Here is a 17,981-nt window from a genome sequence, read left to right as displayed (position 1 = left end):
ATTTGGGGTTCCGTGGGTCGGATGCGGACGGGGTTCCTGGTCGTGTGTCGTGGGACAGGCTGATGGTGCCGGCGGTTGGTGGTGGCTCGGTGCCTGCCACGTCGCCTGCGCCGGACCAGGATCCTGATGAGCAGGGTGTGTACCAGGCTTTTCCGGGTGATGGTTTCTTCGTCTCTGGGAAGTCGAGTCCGGTGATTCGGGCTTTGGCGGAGCGTCTTGCTGCGGGGGGGTATCTTGCGCGGGGCCGGGTTGGCTCTGCGTGGAACAGTGCGCTGCAGCATGGCTACAGTCGTTGGCAGCAGCATTTGGGGTTCCGTGGGTCGGATGCGGACGGGGTTCCTGGTCGTGTGTCGTGGGACAGGCTGATGGTGCCGGCGGTTGGTGGTGGCTCGGTGCCTGGCACGTCGCCTGCGCTGGGCCAGGATCCTTCTGAGCGGGGCGTGTACCAGCCCTAATCCCCAGAACTGCGTCGTTCTCGTGGAGCGCTGGGATTGATGGGGGGTGTGGCAGTCCACCCTGCTCGCGTCCTTGCCCGGCCGCCAGGTGCGGCCGGGCCGGTCCCGGTTGCCGAGCCATTCCTCGGCCTTGCCGTCGACGCCGATCACCGGTTGCCCGTCGTTGAGAAAGGCGGTGGCGGTGGCGTTCAGGTGGCAGGACCGGACATCGCGATCCGGGTGACCGGCGCCCTCCGTGGGCGTGGCTGTGCCCTGCAGGCTGTAGCCCAGGGCGTGCAGCAGACGCCCGATGGTTGCCGCGCCGACCGCGTGGCCCTGCGCGGTCAGCGCCGAGGTCAGGGGCTGCAGTGACAACGTGGTCCAGCGCAACGGGGAGACGGGATCACCTCGGGTGTGTGGCTCGATCAGTGAGCTTCTTCAGCGTCGCCACTCCAGGGTGAGGACGCTTTGGCGATTGACGTCATGCGGTTTGGACTGCATCGGGATCTGCGGAAGATCCGCCAGGACTTCACTCGTGCGACGCCGCGCTCGACCGGTGCCCGTGCCGCGGCCAGGGCCTGGTCGACGGTCTTCTCGGTGGGGGTGAGTTCCTGCAGGGTTGACCAGCTCGTCGGGGTTCAGCTCCGGCGAGTACGACGTCAGGGAGTGCCGCTCGATCCGGTCGGGATGTTCGGTGAGCCAGACGCGGACCTAGCGGGAGCGATGTGCGGAGTGGCCATCCAGGACGACGTGCACTTTGCGGTCGAAGTGGCCTGCGAACCGGTCCAGGAAGCGGCACATCACCTCGGCGTGGAGGGTCCCGGTGAACACCATGAAGTACATCGGGCCCTTGGTACTGGACGCGGACGTCGCGTTCACTGAGAACTGGTTGCCAATGCGGGGCACCATCGGGGTGCGGCCCTTTTCGCCCCAGGTACGGCCGGTGACCAGGTCGGAGCGGATGCCGACCTGATCGGCGAAGAGCACCTCGCCGCCCTCGGCCTTCGTCTTCGCATGGATCACCGGCCCGGTCTCCTCTCGCCAGACACGCACCGCGTCCGCGTCCTGCTCCACGGCCCGCTTGTCCGGGCGCTGCAACGACAGGCCTCAGCGGCGCAGATACTTGCCCACCCCCTGCTCGGTCAGCCTCCCCGGTACAGCTTGTTGATCAAGTCCCGCACGCCGGCCCGGGTTCACAACTCGCCCGCAAGGCCCAGGTCGCACGGCCGTTGCTCCAGAACTGCCTGCAGGATCGCCTGCTGCTCGGCCTCGCCGAGTAGCTGGTGCTCGCCGGCGCGACGCCCGCGCGGCTGGGCCATGAGCGACTCACACCCGCCTGTCAGCCACTTCGCCCACCAGTTGTCGACGGTCTTGAGGGAGACCTTGAACAGCGTCGCGACATCCTCATGGTCCCGGCCCGCCACCAGCGTGGCCATCGCCCGCATCGGAAGGGCCTCCTGAGCCGACGGCGACAACTGCCGTGCGTCCCCTACCAGTTCACTCACGCGGAGATCAACGACCCGGAAAACCTGCCGTTTCGGGTCAATGCAGTCAGCCACGAGCCAGGCGTTGACAACCACATTCGGAATAAGTAGGAATTCGAGTAGCGAAGTAGGTAATTTTCCGCTGGCTGGCGTTGGATGGGCCGCCATAGTGTGACGGAACAGTGCAGGCACTCACTCACGTCCACTGACGTGATGTCCGAGTTCTTTCACGGCTGCCTCGACCGAGCGAGGCCCTTTTTTGCCGTGCCGCACCCGCAGTCGCCATATGAATGGCTCCGATCCAAACCTGACCGCCGAAAGCCATCCGTTCATGAGGCTGGGTAGTCAACCGATCGGTATCGGCACATTGCCAGCAGAGGATGGAACCTTGAGTAGAAGGCAACGCAAGCACCGCAGATCGCACGTCCGTGTGTCGCTTGGGATCGCGGGCGTGCTCGCGTTCTCGGCGGCTGCTGGGGTCACGGTGATAGCACAAGCGAACCAGTCCGGTGGGCCGCAGCCGTACGCGCTCCAGCGTGAATTCGCCACCGCTGCACAGGACTTCGGTGTTCCGCCGCCCGTGCTGATGGCGGTGGCGTACCAGCAGAGCGGTTGGGACACCCACGGTGGCAGGCCGAGCACCACCGGCAATTACAACGTGATGGGGCTGACTCAGGTTACTCCTGCCGAGGTGCGCGCGCCCTCGGCCAAGGATCGGCTGACCGAGTTGAACATGCGTGGTGATGACCGGCGTGGATCGTTCCACCCCGATCAGGGTGTACTCGCCGACGTGGGTGCCATGCAGACCAGCGCTCCGGCGCTGCACACGCTCGATGCCGCGGCGAAACTGATCGGTGCGCCGGCGAGTGCGCTGCGCAGTGATGCGAGGCAGAGCATACGCGGCGGCGCGGCGCTGCTGGCGCAGTACGAGCATGAGGCGACCGGCGGGCTCCCGGCTGATCCGGCGCGGTGGTACCGGGCGGTGGAGCGGTTCAGCCAGTCGCCGGACAGCCAGGGAGCAGCGCAGTTCGCCCAGCGGGTATACCTCCATATCCGGCAGGGCATCGACCGTGTCACCGCCGAGGGTCAGCAGGTCGCCCTCCCGGCGCAGCCAAGCTTGCGCCCGCGGACCGCCACGCCCACTTCCCTGGCCGTCACCGCCAACACAGCGAACCACACGACCACCGGCGTTGCGGCGGCGGCACGCGCCAGCACCACCACGACCCCGAAGCCCGAGTGCCCGTCCGGACTGGTGTGCAACTTCGTCCCCGCCGCGTACGCGCAGGATGATCCCAACGACAAGAGCAGCTACGGCAACTACGACATCGCCAACCGCCCGGCCGACGGCGATGCGATCAAGTACATCGTCATCCACGACACCGAGGGCAGCTACGCCTCGACAGTGAACCAGTTCAAGGACCCGACCGCCTACGCCAGCGCGCACTACGTGATCCGCTCCAACGACGGACTCGTCACGCAGATGGTGCAGGACAAGAATGTGGCCTGGCATGCGGGCAACAAGTACCTCAACATGCACTCGATCGGAATCGAGCACGAGGGCTTCGCAATCTCCGGTGCCAGCTGGTACACCGAGTCGGAGTACGAGTCGTCCTCCGCACTGGTGAAGTATCTCGCCGCGCGCTACAACGTCCCTCTCGACCGCGAACACATCATCGGCCACGACAACGTGCCCGGCCCGGCGGACACATACGTGGCAGGACAGCACTGGGACCCCGGACCTTTCTGGGACTGGACCCACTACATGCAGTTGCTCGGCGCTCCGATCGGAAGCAGCCCTGCCGGCGCCACGCTGGAGGCCGGTGAACTGATCAAGATCGCACCTCCGTTCACCAGCGCCAACCAGCCGCCGGTCGCAGGCGCCGACCCGCAGCCCGCCAACTTCGTCTACCTGAGAACTGGCCCGTCCAGCAGCGATCCGCTGCTGTCGGATCCGTATCTGCGCTCCTCCGGAGCGGGCACCGACGCCGGTTCGGACTGGGGTGACAAGGCGACCGCCGGGCAGGAGTTCGTGGTCGCCGCGCAGCAGGGCGACTGGACGGCGATCTGGTACGGCGGCCAGGAGGCGTGGTTCGACAACCCGCACGGGAAGTGGACCGTGCCTGTCACCAGCACCACGCAGAAGCTGATCAGCCCCAAGGACGGCGCCACCTCGATCCCCGTCTATGGCCGGGCCTACCCCGAGGCGAGCGCCTACCCGAGCACGATTGCCGCGCAGCCGGTCACCGCGCTGTCGAAGTACGCCATTGCGGCCGGCCAGCGCTATGTGGCGCTGGCCGTGGAGACGAGTGAGTTCTACAACACGGTGAACATCGATCACAGCGCGCCGGACGACGACAAGGTGGTGACGGGGACGACGACGTACTACCCGATCCAGTACAACCACCGCCTCGCCTACGTGAAAGCGGCCGACGTCAAGGTGGCCAGACGGGTATCGCCGTGCGCCTCGGCCACAGCGCTGTCGGCCGACACGCGGTGGCCCTCCGTTGCGAGCGGCAAGCCGTCCGCGCAGCCGTCGCAGTCGGCGAAGCCGACGCGGGTTCCCGAGCCGACGGACTGCTTGGCCGACAGCAAGCTGGAACCTGCCTCCGTCCTGCGGCTGACCGTATCCGGCCTCCTCGGCGAGATCGTGGCGGGCAGCGGCTGGCACACGCTGACTTTCACGGTAGCCAATCCCTCCGACAACGCCCTCGGCAGGGTCCAGTGGGCCACGGTCGTCGACAACTTCTTGGTCACCCACGCCCGGATTCAGTACTTCGACGCCGCCAAGAAGACCTGGGTCTCGCTCAAGGAGCACGTCGGCACCGGCACCGTCTTCAGCGAGACCTCCCTCGGCGCCCACCAGAAGGTCGACGTCCATCTGCGGCTCAGCGTCGACGCCAAGGCGCCGAAGCATGCGAGCGCCGCGTTCGGCTTCGCTGGCTACATCGACGCCAAGCAGTACTACGTTCACGACCTCTTCAGGGCGTACGACTTCACCGTGGTCCCCGTCGGCAGCAGCGCGGGCACTCCCACCGTGGCCGAGCCCAAACCCACGGTGAAGCCTCCGGCGATGGTCAAGGTCCAGGAAGGCGGCGCCACGGAGCTGCGGCCGACCGGCACCCTTGCCCAGACCGGTGCCTCCTCCGCGCTTCCCCTGATCGCCGGGATCGGCGGGGCGGTCCTCGTGGTGGGCATCGCGACAGTCGTCATCTTGCGTCGAATCAAGCCGGGCGGCGCGGCGGCCTGACGTCGGCGCCACAGGCCAAGGGCCCGCACCCCGTGAGTGGGGTGCGGGCCATCGCTGCACTTTGCCATGACCCACCCTGCGAACCCGGTCCAGCCCGCCTTGGCCGACTTCATCCGGACCAACATCAACGCGGTGGTGACGGCCGATGACACCGTCGACCACCGCCGGTAACTCACACGACACGAGATACATCAGTTGCGAAGTGAGGGGCCTCGTGTTGTCCGGACCTGTATCTGACCGTCCATTTCATGTGGCGATTCGCAACTTCTCGTACTCGGCGTGGACTTCACGTGGAGGGCGGTAACCCACCCTCGAGTGGAGACGTTTGCGATTGCGCCTGGCGGGCACTGCCGCCGTGCTTCGGCGCGTCGAAGTCGACCGTCCATCGTCGGTTCCTGATCTGGTCCAGAGCCGGGGTATGGGGCCGACTGCACCAGAAGGTTCTCCAACTCCTGGACGAAAAGGGTCTGGTGGACTTGTCCCACGCCGTCCTCGACACCGCTCACGTCCGCGCGGAAACAGCGTGCGAACTTGCACGTCCGAGCCCCGTGGACCGGGGTAGGCCCGGTTCCGAGATGCACGTCCTGTCCGACGCGGACGGACTGCCGCTACGCGTCGGACTCTCCGCGGCCAGCACCCACGACAGCCTCGCCCTGAAGCCGATGCTGTCCCACTTCCACATGGGACACGAACTCCATGCAGCCGATTCCAAGCCCGTGCGTCTTCATGCCGACAAGACCTACGACACCCCTCACCTGCGGCGATGGCCCTGGGGACGACGATGTCGGTTGATTCCAGGACGATTCTGCAGGCGACGGGGACGAAGGTGTTCTCGTGAGGTGCCGAGCTGAAACAGGTAATCAGACGGGGATTCATACGCTGTTCATGTGGAGGGAATCGCTCATAGCTTTCTGGCTGTGGAGTCCAATCCGATCGAGATGATCTCTGTCGGAGTGGGCTGCCCGGAGCTGGTCCCCTGATCCTGTGGTGTCTTGTCTGCCCTCGGCTGTCCGGGTTCACACGTGTCGTCTATGGCGGCCCGCTCCGCCCGGGGTCGTGCCGCCCAAACTGACCAGGGCAAAGGACTTCGCAAGATGTCGCACACCGGATCCCAGTTCTCCGTGAAGCGCCGCAGATGGCCGTTGTTGACGGCCGTGTCCGGCAATACCGCGTTCATCAGCCTGCGCAACGAGCCAGGCGACGACAAACTGAGCAGCGTCGCCCGTGGGTACTTTGGCGTCGGTCAGAATTGGCGTACCGGACGGCCGTCACCATGCCCACCACATGAGTGCAGCAGGCACCACGTGCTCCAGATCCTGTCGGCGCCGCACGCCGAGGCTGCCAGGCAGCCGACCGGCTCCCGGACCTCACACCGGTTGGCTGCCCGGCGTCGCCGCCGGGTCTATCACCGTACGGTGCTCGCGACCCTGGCGGCGACGGTCACCGTCCTGGGCGGCGTGGCTCTGGTGCTCGACGGCGCCACCCGGCCCCCGCACGGCGGCCCCGTCATGCGGACAGGCACGGGCCCGCGGCCTGGGGCGACGGCGCTCCCGTCATCCGGACCAGGTACCTTCTCGACCGGGAGTGCTGCGGCCGCCACGGCGGGCGAAGGTCACCAGCACATCTGGCGCTATATGGTGCAGGTCGAGGACGGCATCGGTCAGGAAGCCGACGAGGTGGCCGCCGAGGTCGCGCGTATCCTCGCTGACCCGCGCGGCTGGACGGCGGACGGCAAGGCCGGTTTCCGGCAAGTCACCTCGGGCGCATATGACTTCGCGGTGCAGGTCGCCTCGCCCGGCACGGTCAAGCAGGTGTGCGACTTGGCCGGCATCAAGGTGACCCACGACGTCAACTGCCAGGCCGGCAAGGACGTGATGGTCAGCCTCACCCGGTGGATGCTCGGCTCTCCCCAATTCCCAGGACCGATCCAGGACTACCGGGCGCTGATAATCAACCATGAGGTGGGCCACCGCCTGGGCCACGGCCATGAGACCTGCCCGGGCAAGGGCAGGCCCGCCCCCGCGATGATGCAGCAGATCGACGGCCTCAAGGGCTGCCGGGCCAACGCCTGGCCGTACGACGGGAGGGGCCGGTACATCAGCGGCCCCCAAGTGCCGTGAGCGGGTGTGCCCGCGGCAGCCTTTCGGTGACGCCGGCGGACCTGCCCTTCGGCGTCGACGCTCTTTGATCGACTCGGAGGAGACTGCAGTTGTGCGTCTCGGCACTCGGCACCACCGCCCCGGGCACCACACAACACCAGGCCTTCTGCCTCTCCTACGACAAGCCCAGCCAGTCCTGGATGTTTCAGTGAGCCTCTTTCATCCTGTCCCAGCGGGGTGAGATGGGCTGTCAGGTGGGGTGACATGGCGAAGCCCCTCGTCGGTGGTGTGGTGATCTCGCTCAGCTCGCCACCGGCCGGGGGGTCTCGTCGGTTCCGTGTCCTTCCACGCTCGACGTCCCGTACGAGCTCATCGAGAACGAGACATTGGCACAGGTCGGCGCCGGGTTCGGAGTCGTCGAGGCGACAGCGTGGCGGTACGTGCACGAGACCGTCGAAGTGCTCGCCTCGTGGGCGCCGGGGCTGCACGAGACACTTGACCTCATCCCGATGAAAGTGCATCGACGCGTGCAGGGGAGGTCACGGGCCGGGAGCTCACCCACCCATTCGTTCCTGGGCGGCCATGACCTCATCGCCGTGCTCGAAGGCCCACGCGCCAAGTGCGTCGATCGGGCCGAGCAACGTCCGCCCCAGAGCGGTGAGTTCGTACTCGACACGAGGCGGCGCCTCGCCATGGGCATTCCGTACCACCAGCCCGTTGAACTCCAGCCGCCGCAGCGTCTCAGTCAGGACCTTGGGACTGATGCCGCCGATGCGCTCGCGTAGTTCGCCGGGGCGTGTGGGACCGTCCCGCAGGACCCAGATCAGCACGGCGTTCCAGGTGTTGGAGAGGAGGTCAAAGGCGAGGCGGGCGCGGCAGTCGGCGAGGTGGGCGTCGGTCGTCACGTACCAAATGGTGCCTGACGGATTTCCTAGTGTCGTCCCGAAAGCGGTTGGAGCAGATACGGAGAGGGGCGTATCGATGAAGATCGGTGTGCTGGGAACGGGAAACATGGCGGACGCACTGGCCACGCAGTGGGCGCGGGCCGGGCACGAGATGTTCGTCGGAGGCCGGGACGGGCACAAGGCCCGGCGGCTCGCGACGCGCATTGGGGGCGGTGCGGGGCACGGGAGTCTGCATGCGGCGGTCGGCTTCGGTGAGGTGGTGCTGGCCGCGCTGCCGTACGGCGCGGGAGCGGACATCGTCAGGGAGCATCGGTCGGCGCTGAGGGGGAAGGTCCTGCTCGACTGCGCCAATCCGGTCGGGCCCGGCTTCCGGCTGCTGACAGAGGGCGGCCCCTCGGCGGCGCGCCGACTGGCTGCGGCGGCACCGGGCGTGCGCGTCGTCAAAGCGTTCAACCTCTGCCACGAGGACGTGTGGCGGATGACTCCGCCGGTCTTCGACGGTCAGCCCCTGATCGTTCCGATCTGCGGGGACGACGAGGCGGCGCTCGCACTGGCACGCAAGCTGGTGCGGGACATGGGCTGTGAGCCGGTGGCCGGGGGCGGGCTGGACCGCGCCGGACTGCTGGAGGCGACCGCCGCGCTGTTCATCGGACTGTGGGTGGCGGAGCAGGCGGACGTACGGGCGATCGCACCCCCGCTGGCCTATGCGACAGGTCCACGAGCCGAGAGTGCGTGAAGCGTCCAGGGCATTTCGTCAGGAGTCCTTTCGAGTTGGTGCGTGCTAGCGGGTGAGGTGTCCTCGCTGGTGGGTGGCGTGATCCGGCTGCGGCGATCAAGGAGAATCGGGCGGTTCTCGCGCATCGGCTGTTCACGGGTGTCTCCCAACGTCATCCGGCCTCGCTGATCGACGAGTTGGCCCAGCCGTGGCAGGCGTGTGTTGGGGGACGCCGTCATGCTGTTCGAGGCGGGGTGAGAAGGCGGGCTCCAGGGGCTGGAGCAGGGCTGGAGCACGGCATCAACTCGTCTTCGCCGACCGGCTGGTGGCCACGCTGATCCATCTGCGGCATGACCAGCCGCATGCCGTCCTCGGCCTGCTCTTCGGCGTCGACCGGACCACCATCACCCGGGCCGTGGGGGAGGTTCGAACCCTCCTTGCAGAGCGGGGCTGCGCGATCCCGGCCGGCCTGGTCTGCGACTGAAGACACTGGCCGACGTGTACGCCTGCGCCCAGGCCGAGGACATCGAGCTGCGCCTCGACGCCACTGGGATCCAGGTCCGCCGACCGGTGGCCGGCCGCGGCGGACGGCGCGCATTCGTCTCCGGCGAGTCGTTGGATGGTTGTTCACGGGCCCGATCGCGGCACCACGGCCGGCACGAGGAGTCCCCGACGAGGCCGGTCGGCAGGGTGCCACAGCCCGGCTCAACTCGGCTGAACCGACTGCACGATGTTCAGCCGGGCGGCCCTGCGGGCCGGCCAGAGTGCGGCCAGGACACCGATCACCAGGGCCAGCGCCAGGAAGGTGCCCAGGCTCTCCCATGGCAGGACCGTCTCGTACTCGGGCAGCGAGGACGTGGTCAGGCCGCCTGCGGCCCAGGCCAGGAAGATGCCCGTGCCGATCCCGGGCACCGCGCCGAACAGCGAGATGACCACCGACTCCAGCCGGATCATCTGCCTGATCCCGGCCCGGCCGAGGCCGATGGCTCGCAGCATCCCTATCTCCCGGGTGCGCTCGAAGACCGACAGGGCCAGGGTGTTGACGACGCCGAGGACCGCGATGACGACAGCCATGCCGAGCAGCCCATAGATCATGCTGAGGACCTTGGTGATGGACTCGTTGTTGTCCTTGATGAGCTGCTCCCGGCTTCGGACCTCCAGCAGTGGGCTGTCGCCGAGCGCGGCGCGGATCATCCCCTCAAGGCTGGCGGACTTGCCGGTGTCGGTCTTGACCAGCAGCTTGTCGAGATGCTTCGTTGCGGAGTGCGGGAGCACGTCGACGAGCGTGCCCAGCGCGTCGTCGGTGACGCGGGTCTTGGCGTAGATGCCCACGATCGCCAGCGACTTCTTCCAGGCCTTGCCGGTGTTCGCGCCCATCGCAGCGTCGATGACGTCGCCGACGTGGAGATCGGTCTGCTCGGCGAACTTGTCGGAGACCGCGATCTTCCCGGGGCCGATCTCGCGTAGTGAACCGGCGCGGAAGTCGAGCTGTACGGCCTTGCCGAACGCCTCGGGGTCCGTACCGATGATTGAGGCGGAGTGGCCCCGGGTATCGAGCTCCGCCGAGACGACAGGGGCGGCCGCCGCGACCCCGGGCACCCGGGCGACCTTGGTGGCCGCGTCCGCGTCGAGCCCACGGGCGGTGCTGTAGTTGACCTGGTAGTCGGCGGCCAGCCCCTGGGTGGCCTCTTGGGCCATGGCGCGCTGGGCGGAGTGCCCGCCGACGGCCAGACCGGTGATCAGGGCAAGCCCGATCATCAGTGGCGAGGCTGTGGCGGCGGTGCGGCGCGGGTTGCGCAGCGCGTTCTGCTTGGCCAGCTTGCCGCCGACGCCGAAAAAGCGGGTTGTGACCGTGCCGGCCAGGGCAATCAGCGGCCGGGAGAGCAGCGGAGCCAGCACCATCACGCCGCCGAGGGTCAGTACACCGCCGAGCATCGCGATCATCAAGTTCGATTCCTTGCTCGTCCTGAGCGTGGAGACGTACAGCATCACCAGCACCCCGGCCGCGGTGAGCAGGACGCCGAGCCCATTGCGGACCGCCAGAGCACGGTCGGGCGGCGCCAGGTCGACACTGCTGAGCGCCGCCATGGGGGCGATCTTCGCGGCCCTGTGGGACGGCAACCAGGCCGCCAGAACGGTGACCACGACTCCCGCCGCGAGCGAGGCCAGCAGGGCCGCGGGCGAGATGACCAGCGGCCCGCCAGGCAGTACGACACCCGTTGTGTTGAGCAACGGACGCATGGCTGCGGCGATGCCCAGGCCGAGCGCGAACCCGCCAACGGAGGACACGAGGCCGAGCAGGGCGGCCTCGACGAGGACGGAGCCAACGACCTGGCGGCGCGAGGCACCCACGGCCCGCAACAGCGCGATCTCGCGGCTGCGCTGGGCGATCAGCATGGTGAAGGTGTTGGCGATGAGGAACACGCCGACGAACAAGGCGATGCCGGCGAAGACCAGCAGCGTCTTGGTGAGGAATCCGGTGTTCTCGGCGATCTCGGCTGACTGTTCGGCGGCCAGCTCGGCTCCGCTGGTGGCCGTGACGCCATCGGGGAGGAGCGCCTGTACCTGTGCCCTCAGCGCGTACTCATCGGTCCCTGGGCCTGCCGTGACCGCGATCTCGTCGAACTGGCCAGGTCGGTGGAACAGTTCCTGTGCGGTCCGGGTGCCGAAGAGCGCAAGAGTGCCGCCGGCGGTGACCCGGGGGTCGTCGGTGGAGACGATGCCGACCAGTTTCATGGTCAGGGTGGGCCCGTCCGTGGCGAAGCGGACAGTGTCGCCGATCCGGTGTCCGACTTTCTCGGCGGTCTTCGCGTCCAGCGCCAGCTCGCCTGCGGCGGCGGGGCCGCGGCCTTCCTTCAGTGGGAAGTGGCTGTCCTTGCCGTCCTTGCCAGGCAGGTAGTTGGTGGCCAGATTCTGCCCGTTGCTGTCGGAGTTGACCGGGTGGCCGTCCTTGGCGGCCAAGGTGGCCTGCCCGTTGACAGTGGGACGCACCGAAGCGACGCCGGGCAGCCGGCGGATCTTCTGCGCCAGCGCGGTATCGAGGACGGTGGTCCGCCGGCCGTCCTCGCCGCCCGTCGTATCCGGGGCAACCGTGTCGGTGTTGATGGCTTCCTCCGCCCGCACGGAAACGGCCACGCCCTTGAGGTTGCGGGCCATGGCGTTGCGGAAGGCGTTCGCGGTGGTGTCGGCGAAGACGAGGGTGCCGGAGACAAAGGCGACGCCGAGCAGGACCGCAAGCGAGGTCGTGATCAATCGGGCTTTGTGCGCAAGGACGTTGCGCAGGGCTGTATGCAGCATGGTGATCGGTCCAGTCCTGGGTGCGGGGTGGCGGAGCGCGGATGCGGGTTACGAGGCTGTGAGCGGCCGCGGGCCGCTTCGGCTCGTCCGCCCCTCGGCGTCGAAGAGCCGCATTCGGCCCAGCACGGTCTCGGGCGTGGGGGCGGGCAGATCGTCCGTGACGCGCCCGTCGGCGAGGAAGACCACCCGGTCCGCGTAGGAGGCGGCCACCGGATCATGAGTGACCATCACCACCGTCTGTCCCGGCTCGCGTACTGAATCCCGCAGAAAGCCCAGGACCTCCGCGCCGGAACGGGAGTCGAGGTTGCCCGTCGGCTCGTCCGCGAAGACGATCTCCGGACGTCCGGCCAGGGCACGGGCCACGGCCACGCGCTGCTGCTGCCCACCGGACAGCTGCGACGGACGGTGCCGCAACCGCCCGGCCAAGCCGACCGTCCTCACGATCAGCTCCAACCACTCCTGGTCAGGCTTACGGCCGGCGATATCCAGTGGCAGCGTGATGTTCTCCAGGGCATTCAGTGTGGGCAGCAGGTCGAACGCCTGGAAGACGAAACCGGTCTTCTCCCGCCGGAGTCCGGTCAGCTGACGGTCCTTCAGGCCGGACAGCTCGGTGTCACCGATCCGGGCCGATCCCGCGGAGATGGCGTCGAGCCCCGCCATACAGTGCATCAGCGACGACTTGCCCGAACCGGACGGCCCCGTGATCGAGGTGAACCGGCCGCGCTCAAACTCCACAGTGACCGAGTCGAGGGCGACGACGCGGGTCTCGCCCTCGCCGTAGACCTTGGCCAGCCCCGTCACGCAAGCGGCAACGGAGGAGGCACGGAAGCTGTTGGTAGGAGTGTCACGCTGTGGCATAAGTGCTCCTGGAAGGGGGTGTGAAACTCCTGACCATCGTGGCCGCGGCACCCCCCGGATTCGTCGCTCTCAGGTCGGGAATGCGGCTCTGCCCATGGGTAGACCTGTCGCTGCCGAGTCCCCCTCGCGGACCACGGTTCCTCTACCCGGAGACAGAGCCGCCGGCTCTGCCCGAAGAGAGAGCCAACGCCCCGGCCCGGGCTCAGGCCATGAGCCCGACCTGGTGGGCCAGCAGCCCCGCCTGCACCCGGCTCCCACACCTTGTCTTCTCCAGGATCGAGCGGACGTGGCTCTTCACCGTCCCCACGCCCATGCCCAGCCGCCTACCGATCTCCGGGTTCGACAGCCCTTCCCCCAGCATGACCAGCACCTCCCGCTCCCGGTGGGTCAGCCCCGCCACCCTGCTCGCCGACGCATCGACTGCGCCGCTCAGCATCCGCCGGATGACAGCAGCGGTGACGCCGGGCGACAGCACTGCATCCCCCGCAGCCGCCGCCCGCACTGCGTTGATCAGTTCCCGCGGACCCTCGTCCTTGAGCAGAAAACCGGTGGCACCGGCCCGTAGGGCGCGGACGACGTTCTCCTCGTCCCCGAAGGTGGTGAGCATGACCACCTTCGGTGCCGGAGCGAGGGTGACCAGCGATTCGACGGCAGCGAACCCGTCGAGTACGGGCATGCGGATGTCGAGGAGCACCACGTCGGGCCGGTGCTCGGCGGCGACCCGGACGGCCTCGGTGCCGTTGGCCGCCTCGCCCACCACTTCGATGCCGTCGGCGTGCCGGAGGATCAGCCGGACGCCGCGCCGGATCAACTCGTGGTCGTCGGCGAGCAGCACCCGGATCGCACAACCCGTCCCGGAACCTCTGGAGTTTGCCTGATCAGTCACTTGTCCGTCTCCCATGGGGCGGTTCGGTCACCACCGGAACGGTGAATCGGTCGATCGCGATCAGAATGTCGGACCGGAAGCAGTAACGGACGATCTCCAACCGCCCGGCTCTGGCCTTCCCGGCCGCATACGGGTACATGCAGTCCGTCGCGGAAGCGGGCCGTGGCGGCTCGCGCCCGGCAGCGGCCGCGCGGGCCACGTCGTCGTCCGGGGCCACGGCCCGCTGCACCTGCTCCCTCGCCATCCCCACCCGTGGCTTTACGGAGCGCTGATACGCGAGGTCGCACCGTGAGTGGTCCACCAGCACGACCCCGAACAGCATCATCACGCCGACACCCGCCAGGCCCAGCAGCCCCGTGACGGCGCCGGCGAGACGCCACTGGAGGCCGGAGAGCCCACTGCCCGGCTCGTCGGCGACGGCCGATCTGCTGTCGAGACGCGCCGCTTTCGCCGCCTCCACGACGGACCCTGGCTCGGCAGGAATGCCGGCCGCCACGGCGAAACCGCCGCCGGGCGTCCGCCCTGCCTCCAAGGAGCCGCCAAGCAGCGCCACCCGCTCTCGTAGGCCGGTCAGCCCGCGCCCGGAGCCGAGTCCCGTGACGGCGGCGGGTGCTGTGGGCGGCACGCCGTTGCGCACCCGCACCTCCACCCGCCCGACGGCGTGGTGGACGGCGACGGTCACATGGGCGCCGACCGCGTACCGGTGGACGTTGGTGAGCGACTCGCGCACCACGTGGTGGACCGCCCGCCGCACCCGGGCCGGCCGCGCGTCGAGATCAGGCCCCTCCCAGAACAGTTCGACCGGGATGCCACAGCCCCGCGACTCCTCGACCAGCGCCTCGATTTCCACGCGGGTGCCCGCCGCGTCGGTCAGCGCGTCGGGGCCGGCGTCTCCCCTCAACGGGCCCAGGACCCCCAGTGCCTCCCGCAGCTCCTGCATGGCGTCACGGGTGGCACGGAGCACCACAGCAGCCTCGTCGCGCAGCTCAGGCGCCTGCTTGCTCAGTGCCAGCTCCAGCCCGCCCGCGTGCAGACAGACCACGCTCAGCCGGTGTCCGACCAGATCATGCATCTCCGCGGCGATCCGCGACCGCTCACGCATACGGGACTCGCTGTCGACCAGTCGTCGCGCGTCCTCAGCCGCGGCCGCACGCTCCCGCAACGCCCGCAGCAGCCGGTCCTGCTGCCCCGTAGCGGTGCCCACCAGCCCGGGCACGACGACCGTGGTCATGGCGAGCACCGCACCCAGCGCGAGACCGAACAGCCCACTGCCCAGCCCCACCAGGGGCGCGCACGCCGCACAGGTCGCCATCGCCACGCCGGCCGACGCCAGCAGCAGCCCGGCACGCCTCCGCGGGGTCTTCCTTTGCCGGGCCGCGATGTACGTGGCCACCGCGGTCAACAGCGCCACGGAAGGCACCACCCCCATCAGCGCAGCCAGGCCCGCCACACTCGCCACCGGAAAACGGCGCCGCACCACCACCAACGCGACGCCGATGGCACCCAGGGCCGGAACGCCGCCCACCAGCCCGGCGTCGATCCTCGCCTCACCCTGGTAAGTGAGCAGCACCAGCGCCACGGCCGGAACCGCCTCGCCCGCCGCCTGCCACAGCTGCCTCCGGTACGGGTACGGATCCGCAGCCGCGTGGTGTCCGCACGCGTTCCTCAGCCATGCGTTCAACGCCGCGGCCGGTCCTTGGAATCGCCGTCCATCTGGCGCGGCGCCGTCGATGGCTCGGCGCGGCCCGCACAACCGAGTGGAGTCCCAGCGTCCCGAGCCAGCGCGGTGTCGATCAGGAGGTCCAGCAGACGTTCGTACGGAACACCAGCCGCAGCCCAGATCTGCGGATACTGCGAGACCGTGGTGAAGCCCGGAAAGGTGTTGACCTCGTTGACCACCGGCTCGGTACCGTCCCGCAGGAAGAAGTCCACCCGGACCAGCCCGGAGCAGTCCAGTGTCTCAAAGACCTGTAGCGCCAGGCGTTGCAGATGTGCCGCGACGTCGGGGTCAAGATGAGCCGGGATGGTGAAACGGGTGGCGCGGTCTTCGTACTTGGCCTGGTAATCGAAGTACGTCCGTCCACCGTTGACCTCGATTTCCAGTGGCGGGCCGGCCTCCAGGCGTCCGTCGGGGTGCTCCAGCACCGCGACGTCGATCTCACGACCCGGCACAGCCTTTTCGACCAGGACCTTCGAGTCCCACGCGCGGGCCACCGCCAGAGCCTCTTCCAGCTGCCCCCAGTCCGTCAGGCGGCTCACCCCGATACTGGAACCGGCTCGTGCCGGTTTGACGAAGACTGGCAGTCCCAGCTCCTGCTGCTGCTCTGCGGAGAGCGAGCTTTCACTGCGTCGCAGCAGCGCCCACGGGGTGACGGCCACGCCACTGGCGCCGAGTATCCGCTTGGTCGTGTCTTTGTCCATGCAGATCGCGCTGGCTGTCACGCCGTTGCCCACATAAGGCACGTTCACCGCGTTCATCAGAGCCTGCACGGTGCCGTCCTCGCCGAACGGTCCGTGCAACGCCGGGAGGACCACGTCCGCCGCAACCAGGGCCGGCATCGCCAGGCCCACGCTGTCCCACGCGCGAGTGCCTCCAGCGGGTGTGACATGCAGCAAGTCCCGGGGGAGGTAATTGCCTTCGGGAAGTTCTGCGGGGCCGGGAACCCATTCCCCGTCCGTCGTGACCCGTATCGGCTGCACCGCGTAGCGGGTCCGGTCCAGATGGCTGACGATGCCTGCGGCCGACGCGCAGGAGACCTCGTACTCACCATCGGGCCCGCCGAAGAGGACGACGACGCGAATCCTGGCGTCGGTCTCGGAAAGCCGCCGGAGCGGGGAAACGTGCTCGTCCGCAGGCAGGTAGCGGCGCGGTATCCGAGCTGCGATCCCGGTGAGGACCTCGTGAGCAGTGGTGCCGCCCCACTCGGCCCACTCCGCAGCCGTCGGCTCACCCCTGGTCCCGGGGCCGAATGCCACTACCTCCTCGCCCATCGAGACCGCCATGTCCCCGGTGTCGACTACGCATTGATCCATCGCGATCCGTCCCGCCACGGGTCTGCGCGCGCCCGCCACCCACATCTGTGCTGTGCCGGAAGCCACGCGGGACAGGCCATCCGCGTACCCGAGCGGCACCAGGACCAATGTGCCGGGATGCTCGGTGACGTAGTCGTGTCCGTAAGAAACACCGTCACCGGTGTCGACCTTGCGGTTCATGATGACCCGGCCCCGCAGGGTCATCGCAGGACGCAGCCCGAAGCACCGTCCCCGGACCGGCTCGACTCCGTACAGCGCCAGGCCCGCGCGGACCAGGTCGTAATGCGTGTCTGGGGCGGCGAGGGTGGCTCCGGAGTTCGCCAGATGCAGCAGATCCGGACTGAGCCCGGAGTCCCTGGCCTGCGCGACGGCCGTCTCGAACGCCCGGATCTGCAATGCCGTGGTCGGGTGGTCAGGGGCGTCTGGGTGCACGAGATGCGACCAGAGGCCGCGCACCCGTATCAGACCAGCACGCTCCAGCCTTGACGCGGCTTCTGTCAGTCGTGGCCAGTCGGCGGGGCTGCTTCCGTTGCGACGCAGCCCGGTGTCCACCTTCAGGTGCACGACCGCCGGTATCCCCGACTCCTCGGCACAGGCCGCGATACCGGCCAGGTGCGCCGGCGAGGGCGCAGACAGGTCGACGCCCGCCAGCAGCGCTTCAGTGAAGTCCTCGTCCGGCAGGTGCATCCAGGCCAGCACCGGAGCCGTGATCCCGGCCGTACGCAACGTCAGCGCCTCGACGGTGGAGGTCACTCCCAGCCAGCCGGCTCCATGGGCCAGCGCCGTGCGAGCCACGTGAACTGCCCCATGGCCGAACCCGTCGGCCTTGACCACTGCCATCACGGCGCCACGTGCATGTGCAACCAGCACTCGTGTGTTGTGGGCAATCGCCTCCAGGTCGACAACCGCCTCAGCAAGCTCCCCGTCGTGTGAGTCTGCCAGTTGACGTCTGCTCACCCCTGTGCCCGCGAACCCACTGCACGGGTCGCAGGAGTGCATCGCGGCAGAGCTTGACCGTCCGTG

General features: G+C 68.4%; 10 protein-coding genes and 6 pseudogenes. 7 read left to right on the top strand and 9 right to left on the bottom strand.

The features are described from left to right. Window positions 1-62: 62 nt before the first annotated feature. Window positions 63-455, top strand: coding sequence for a peptidoglycan-binding protein (locus ACH4UM_RS22375; protein ID WP_398182118.1), 393 nt, complete (start codon window positions 63-65; stop codon window positions 453-455). 39 nt (window positions 456-494) lie between these two features. Here ACH4UM_RS22375 and ACH4UM_RS22370 read toward each other — a convergent pair. The 3 pseudogenes from ACH4UM_RS22370 to ACH4UM_RS22360 all read right to left on the bottom strand — a co-directional run. Next, window positions 495-866, bottom strand: a pseudogene (locus tag ACH4UM_RS22370) (ISAzo13 family transposase); the annotation flags it as partial. 6 nt (window positions 867-872) lie between these two features. Further along, window positions 873-1,051 (bottom strand): annotated as a pseudogene (locus tag ACH4UM_RS22365) (transposase family protein); the annotation flags it as partial. Window position 1,052: 1 nt separating this feature from the next. Then, window positions 1,053-1,879 (bottom strand): annotated as a pseudogene (locus ACH4UM_RS22360) (IS630 family transposase); the annotation flags it as partial. A 325-nt stretch (window positions 1,880-2,204) separates the two neighbouring features. Between ACH4UM_RS22360 and ACH4UM_RS22355 the strand changes: the two are divergent. The 4 genes and pseudogenes from ACH4UM_RS22355 to ACH4UM_RS22340 all read left to right on the top strand — a co-directional run. Continuing rightward, window positions 2,205-5,165, top strand: a complete 2,961-nt coding sequence (locus ACH4UM_RS22355) for an N-acetylmuramoyl-L-alanine amidase (RefSeq protein WP_398181928.1) — start codon at window positions 2,205-2,207, stop codon at window positions 5,163-5,165. A 323-nt stretch (window positions 5,166-5,488) separates the two neighbouring features. After that, window positions 5,489-5,947 (top strand): annotated as a pseudogene (locus tag ACH4UM_RS22350) (transposase); the annotation flags it as partial. Window positions 5,948-6,580: 633 nt separating this feature from the next. Then, complete coding sequence (locus ACH4UM_RS22345; protein ID WP_398181925.1) at window positions 6,581-7,285, top strand: DUF3152 domain-containing protein; 705 nt, start codon at window positions 6,581-6,583, stop codon at window positions 7,283-7,285. Between the two features lie 267 nt (window positions 7,286-7,552). Further along, a pseudogene (locus tag ACH4UM_RS22340) lies at window positions 7,553-7,761 on the top strand (transposase family protein); the annotation flags it as partial. Between the two features lie 57 nt (window positions 7,762-7,818). On the opposite strand, the gene ACH4UM_RS22335 reads toward ACH4UM_RS22340, so the two are convergent. Continuing rightward, a complete protein-coding gene (locus tag ACH4UM_RS22335; RefSeq protein WP_398181922.1) occupies window positions 7,819-8,169 on the bottom strand; it encodes a winged helix-turn-helix transcriptional regulator in 351 nt (116 codons plus the stop codon). Window positions 8,170-8,245: 76 nt separating this feature from the next. Here ACH4UM_RS22335 and ACH4UM_RS22330 point away from each other — a divergent pair, with 76 nt between their 5' ends. Together ACH4UM_RS22330 and ACH4UM_RS22325 are read left to right on the top strand one after the other, a co-directional pair. Then, window positions 8,246-8,905 (top strand): NADPH-dependent F420 reductase, encoded by a 660-nt coding sequence (locus tag ACH4UM_RS22330; RefSeq protein ID WP_398181920.1) that lies wholly within the window; start codon window positions 8,246-8,248, stop codon window positions 8,903-8,905. A gap of 95 nt (window positions 8,906-9,000) precedes the next feature. Beyond that, a pseudogene (locus ACH4UM_RS22325) lies at window positions 9,001-9,497 on the top strand (transposase family protein); the annotation flags it as partial. A gap of 92 nt (window positions 9,498-9,589) precedes the next feature. Here the strand turns inward: ACH4UM_RS22325 and ACH4UM_RS22320 are convergent. From ACH4UM_RS22320 to alr, 5 genes are all read right to left on the bottom strand, one after another. After that, window positions 9,590-12,181 (bottom strand): ABC transporter permease, encoded by a 2,592-nt coding sequence (locus ACH4UM_RS22320; protein WP_398181917.1) that lies wholly within the window; start codon window positions 12,179-12,181, stop codon window positions 9,590-9,592. 48 nt (window positions 12,182-12,229) lie between these two features. Continuing rightward, window positions 12,230-13,039, bottom strand: a complete 810-nt coding sequence (locus ACH4UM_RS22315; protein WP_398181915.1) for an ABC transporter ATP-binding protein — start codon at window positions 13,037-13,039, stop codon at window positions 12,230-12,232. A 202-nt stretch (window positions 13,040-13,241) separates the two neighbouring features. Beyond that, window positions 13,242-13,940 (bottom strand): response regulator, encoded by a 699-nt coding sequence (locus ACH4UM_RS22310; RefSeq protein WP_398181912.1) that lies wholly within the window; start codon window positions 13,938-13,940, stop codon window positions 13,242-13,244. Then, window positions 13,918-15,606 (bottom strand): sensor histidine kinase, encoded by a 1,689-nt coding sequence (locus ACH4UM_RS22305; protein WP_398181910.1) that lies wholly within the window; start codon window positions 15,604-15,606, stop codon window positions 13,918-13,920. The genes ACH4UM_RS22310 and ACH4UM_RS22305 overlap by 23 nt, the downstream gene beginning before the upstream one ends. After that, window positions 15,603-17,957, bottom strand: a complete 2,355-nt coding sequence (alr, locus tag ACH4UM_RS22300) for an alanine racemase (RefSeq protein ID WP_398182115.1) — start codon at window positions 17,955-17,957, stop codon at window positions 15,603-15,605. The genes ACH4UM_RS22305 and alr overlap by 4 nt, the downstream gene beginning before the upstream one ends. Window positions 17,958-17,981: the final 24 nt, after the last annotated feature.

Origin of the sequence: Streptomyces sp. NPDC020801 (assembly GCF_044334385.1) — a bacterium.
Lineage (GTDB): Bacteria > Actinomycetota > Actinomycetes > Streptomycetales > Streptomycetaceae > Streptomyces.
Note: the sequence above shows the minus strand (reverse complement) of the source record. Positions and strands in the feature narration are given on the sequence as shown.

What these genes read in the sequence shown, in the direction of transcription:
- ACH4UM_RS22315 (WP_398181915.1), bottom strand. Translation starts at nt 13,039, where the DNA reads ATGCCACAGCGTGACACTCCTACCAACAGCTTCCGTGCCTCCTCCGTT.
- ACH4UM_RS22330 (WP_398181920.1), top strand. Translation starts at nt 8,246, where the DNA reads ATGAAGATCGGTGTGCTGGGAACGGGAAACATGGCGGACGCACTGGCC.
- ACH4UM_RS22310 (WP_398181912.1), bottom strand. Translation starts at nt 13,940, where the DNA reads ATGGGAGACGGACAAGTGACTGATCAGGCAAACTCCAGAGGTTCCGGG.
- ACH4UM_RS22320 (WP_398181917.1), bottom strand. Translation starts at nt 12,181, where the DNA reads ATGCTGCATACAGCCCTGCGCAACGTCCTTGCGCACAAAGCCCGATTG.
- ACH4UM_RS22375 (WP_398182118.1), top strand. Translation starts at nt 63, where the DNA reads ATGGTGCCGGCGGTTGGTGGTGGCTCGGTGCCTGCCACGTCGCCTGCG.
- alr (WP_398182115.1), bottom strand. Translation starts at nt 17,957, where the DNA reads ATGCACTCCTGCGACCCGTGCAGTGGGTTCGCGGGCACAGGGGTGAGC.
- ACH4UM_RS22355 (WP_398181928.1), top strand. Translation starts at nt 2,205, where the DNA reads ATGAATGGCTCCGATCCAAACCTGACCGCCGAAAGCCATCCGTTCATG.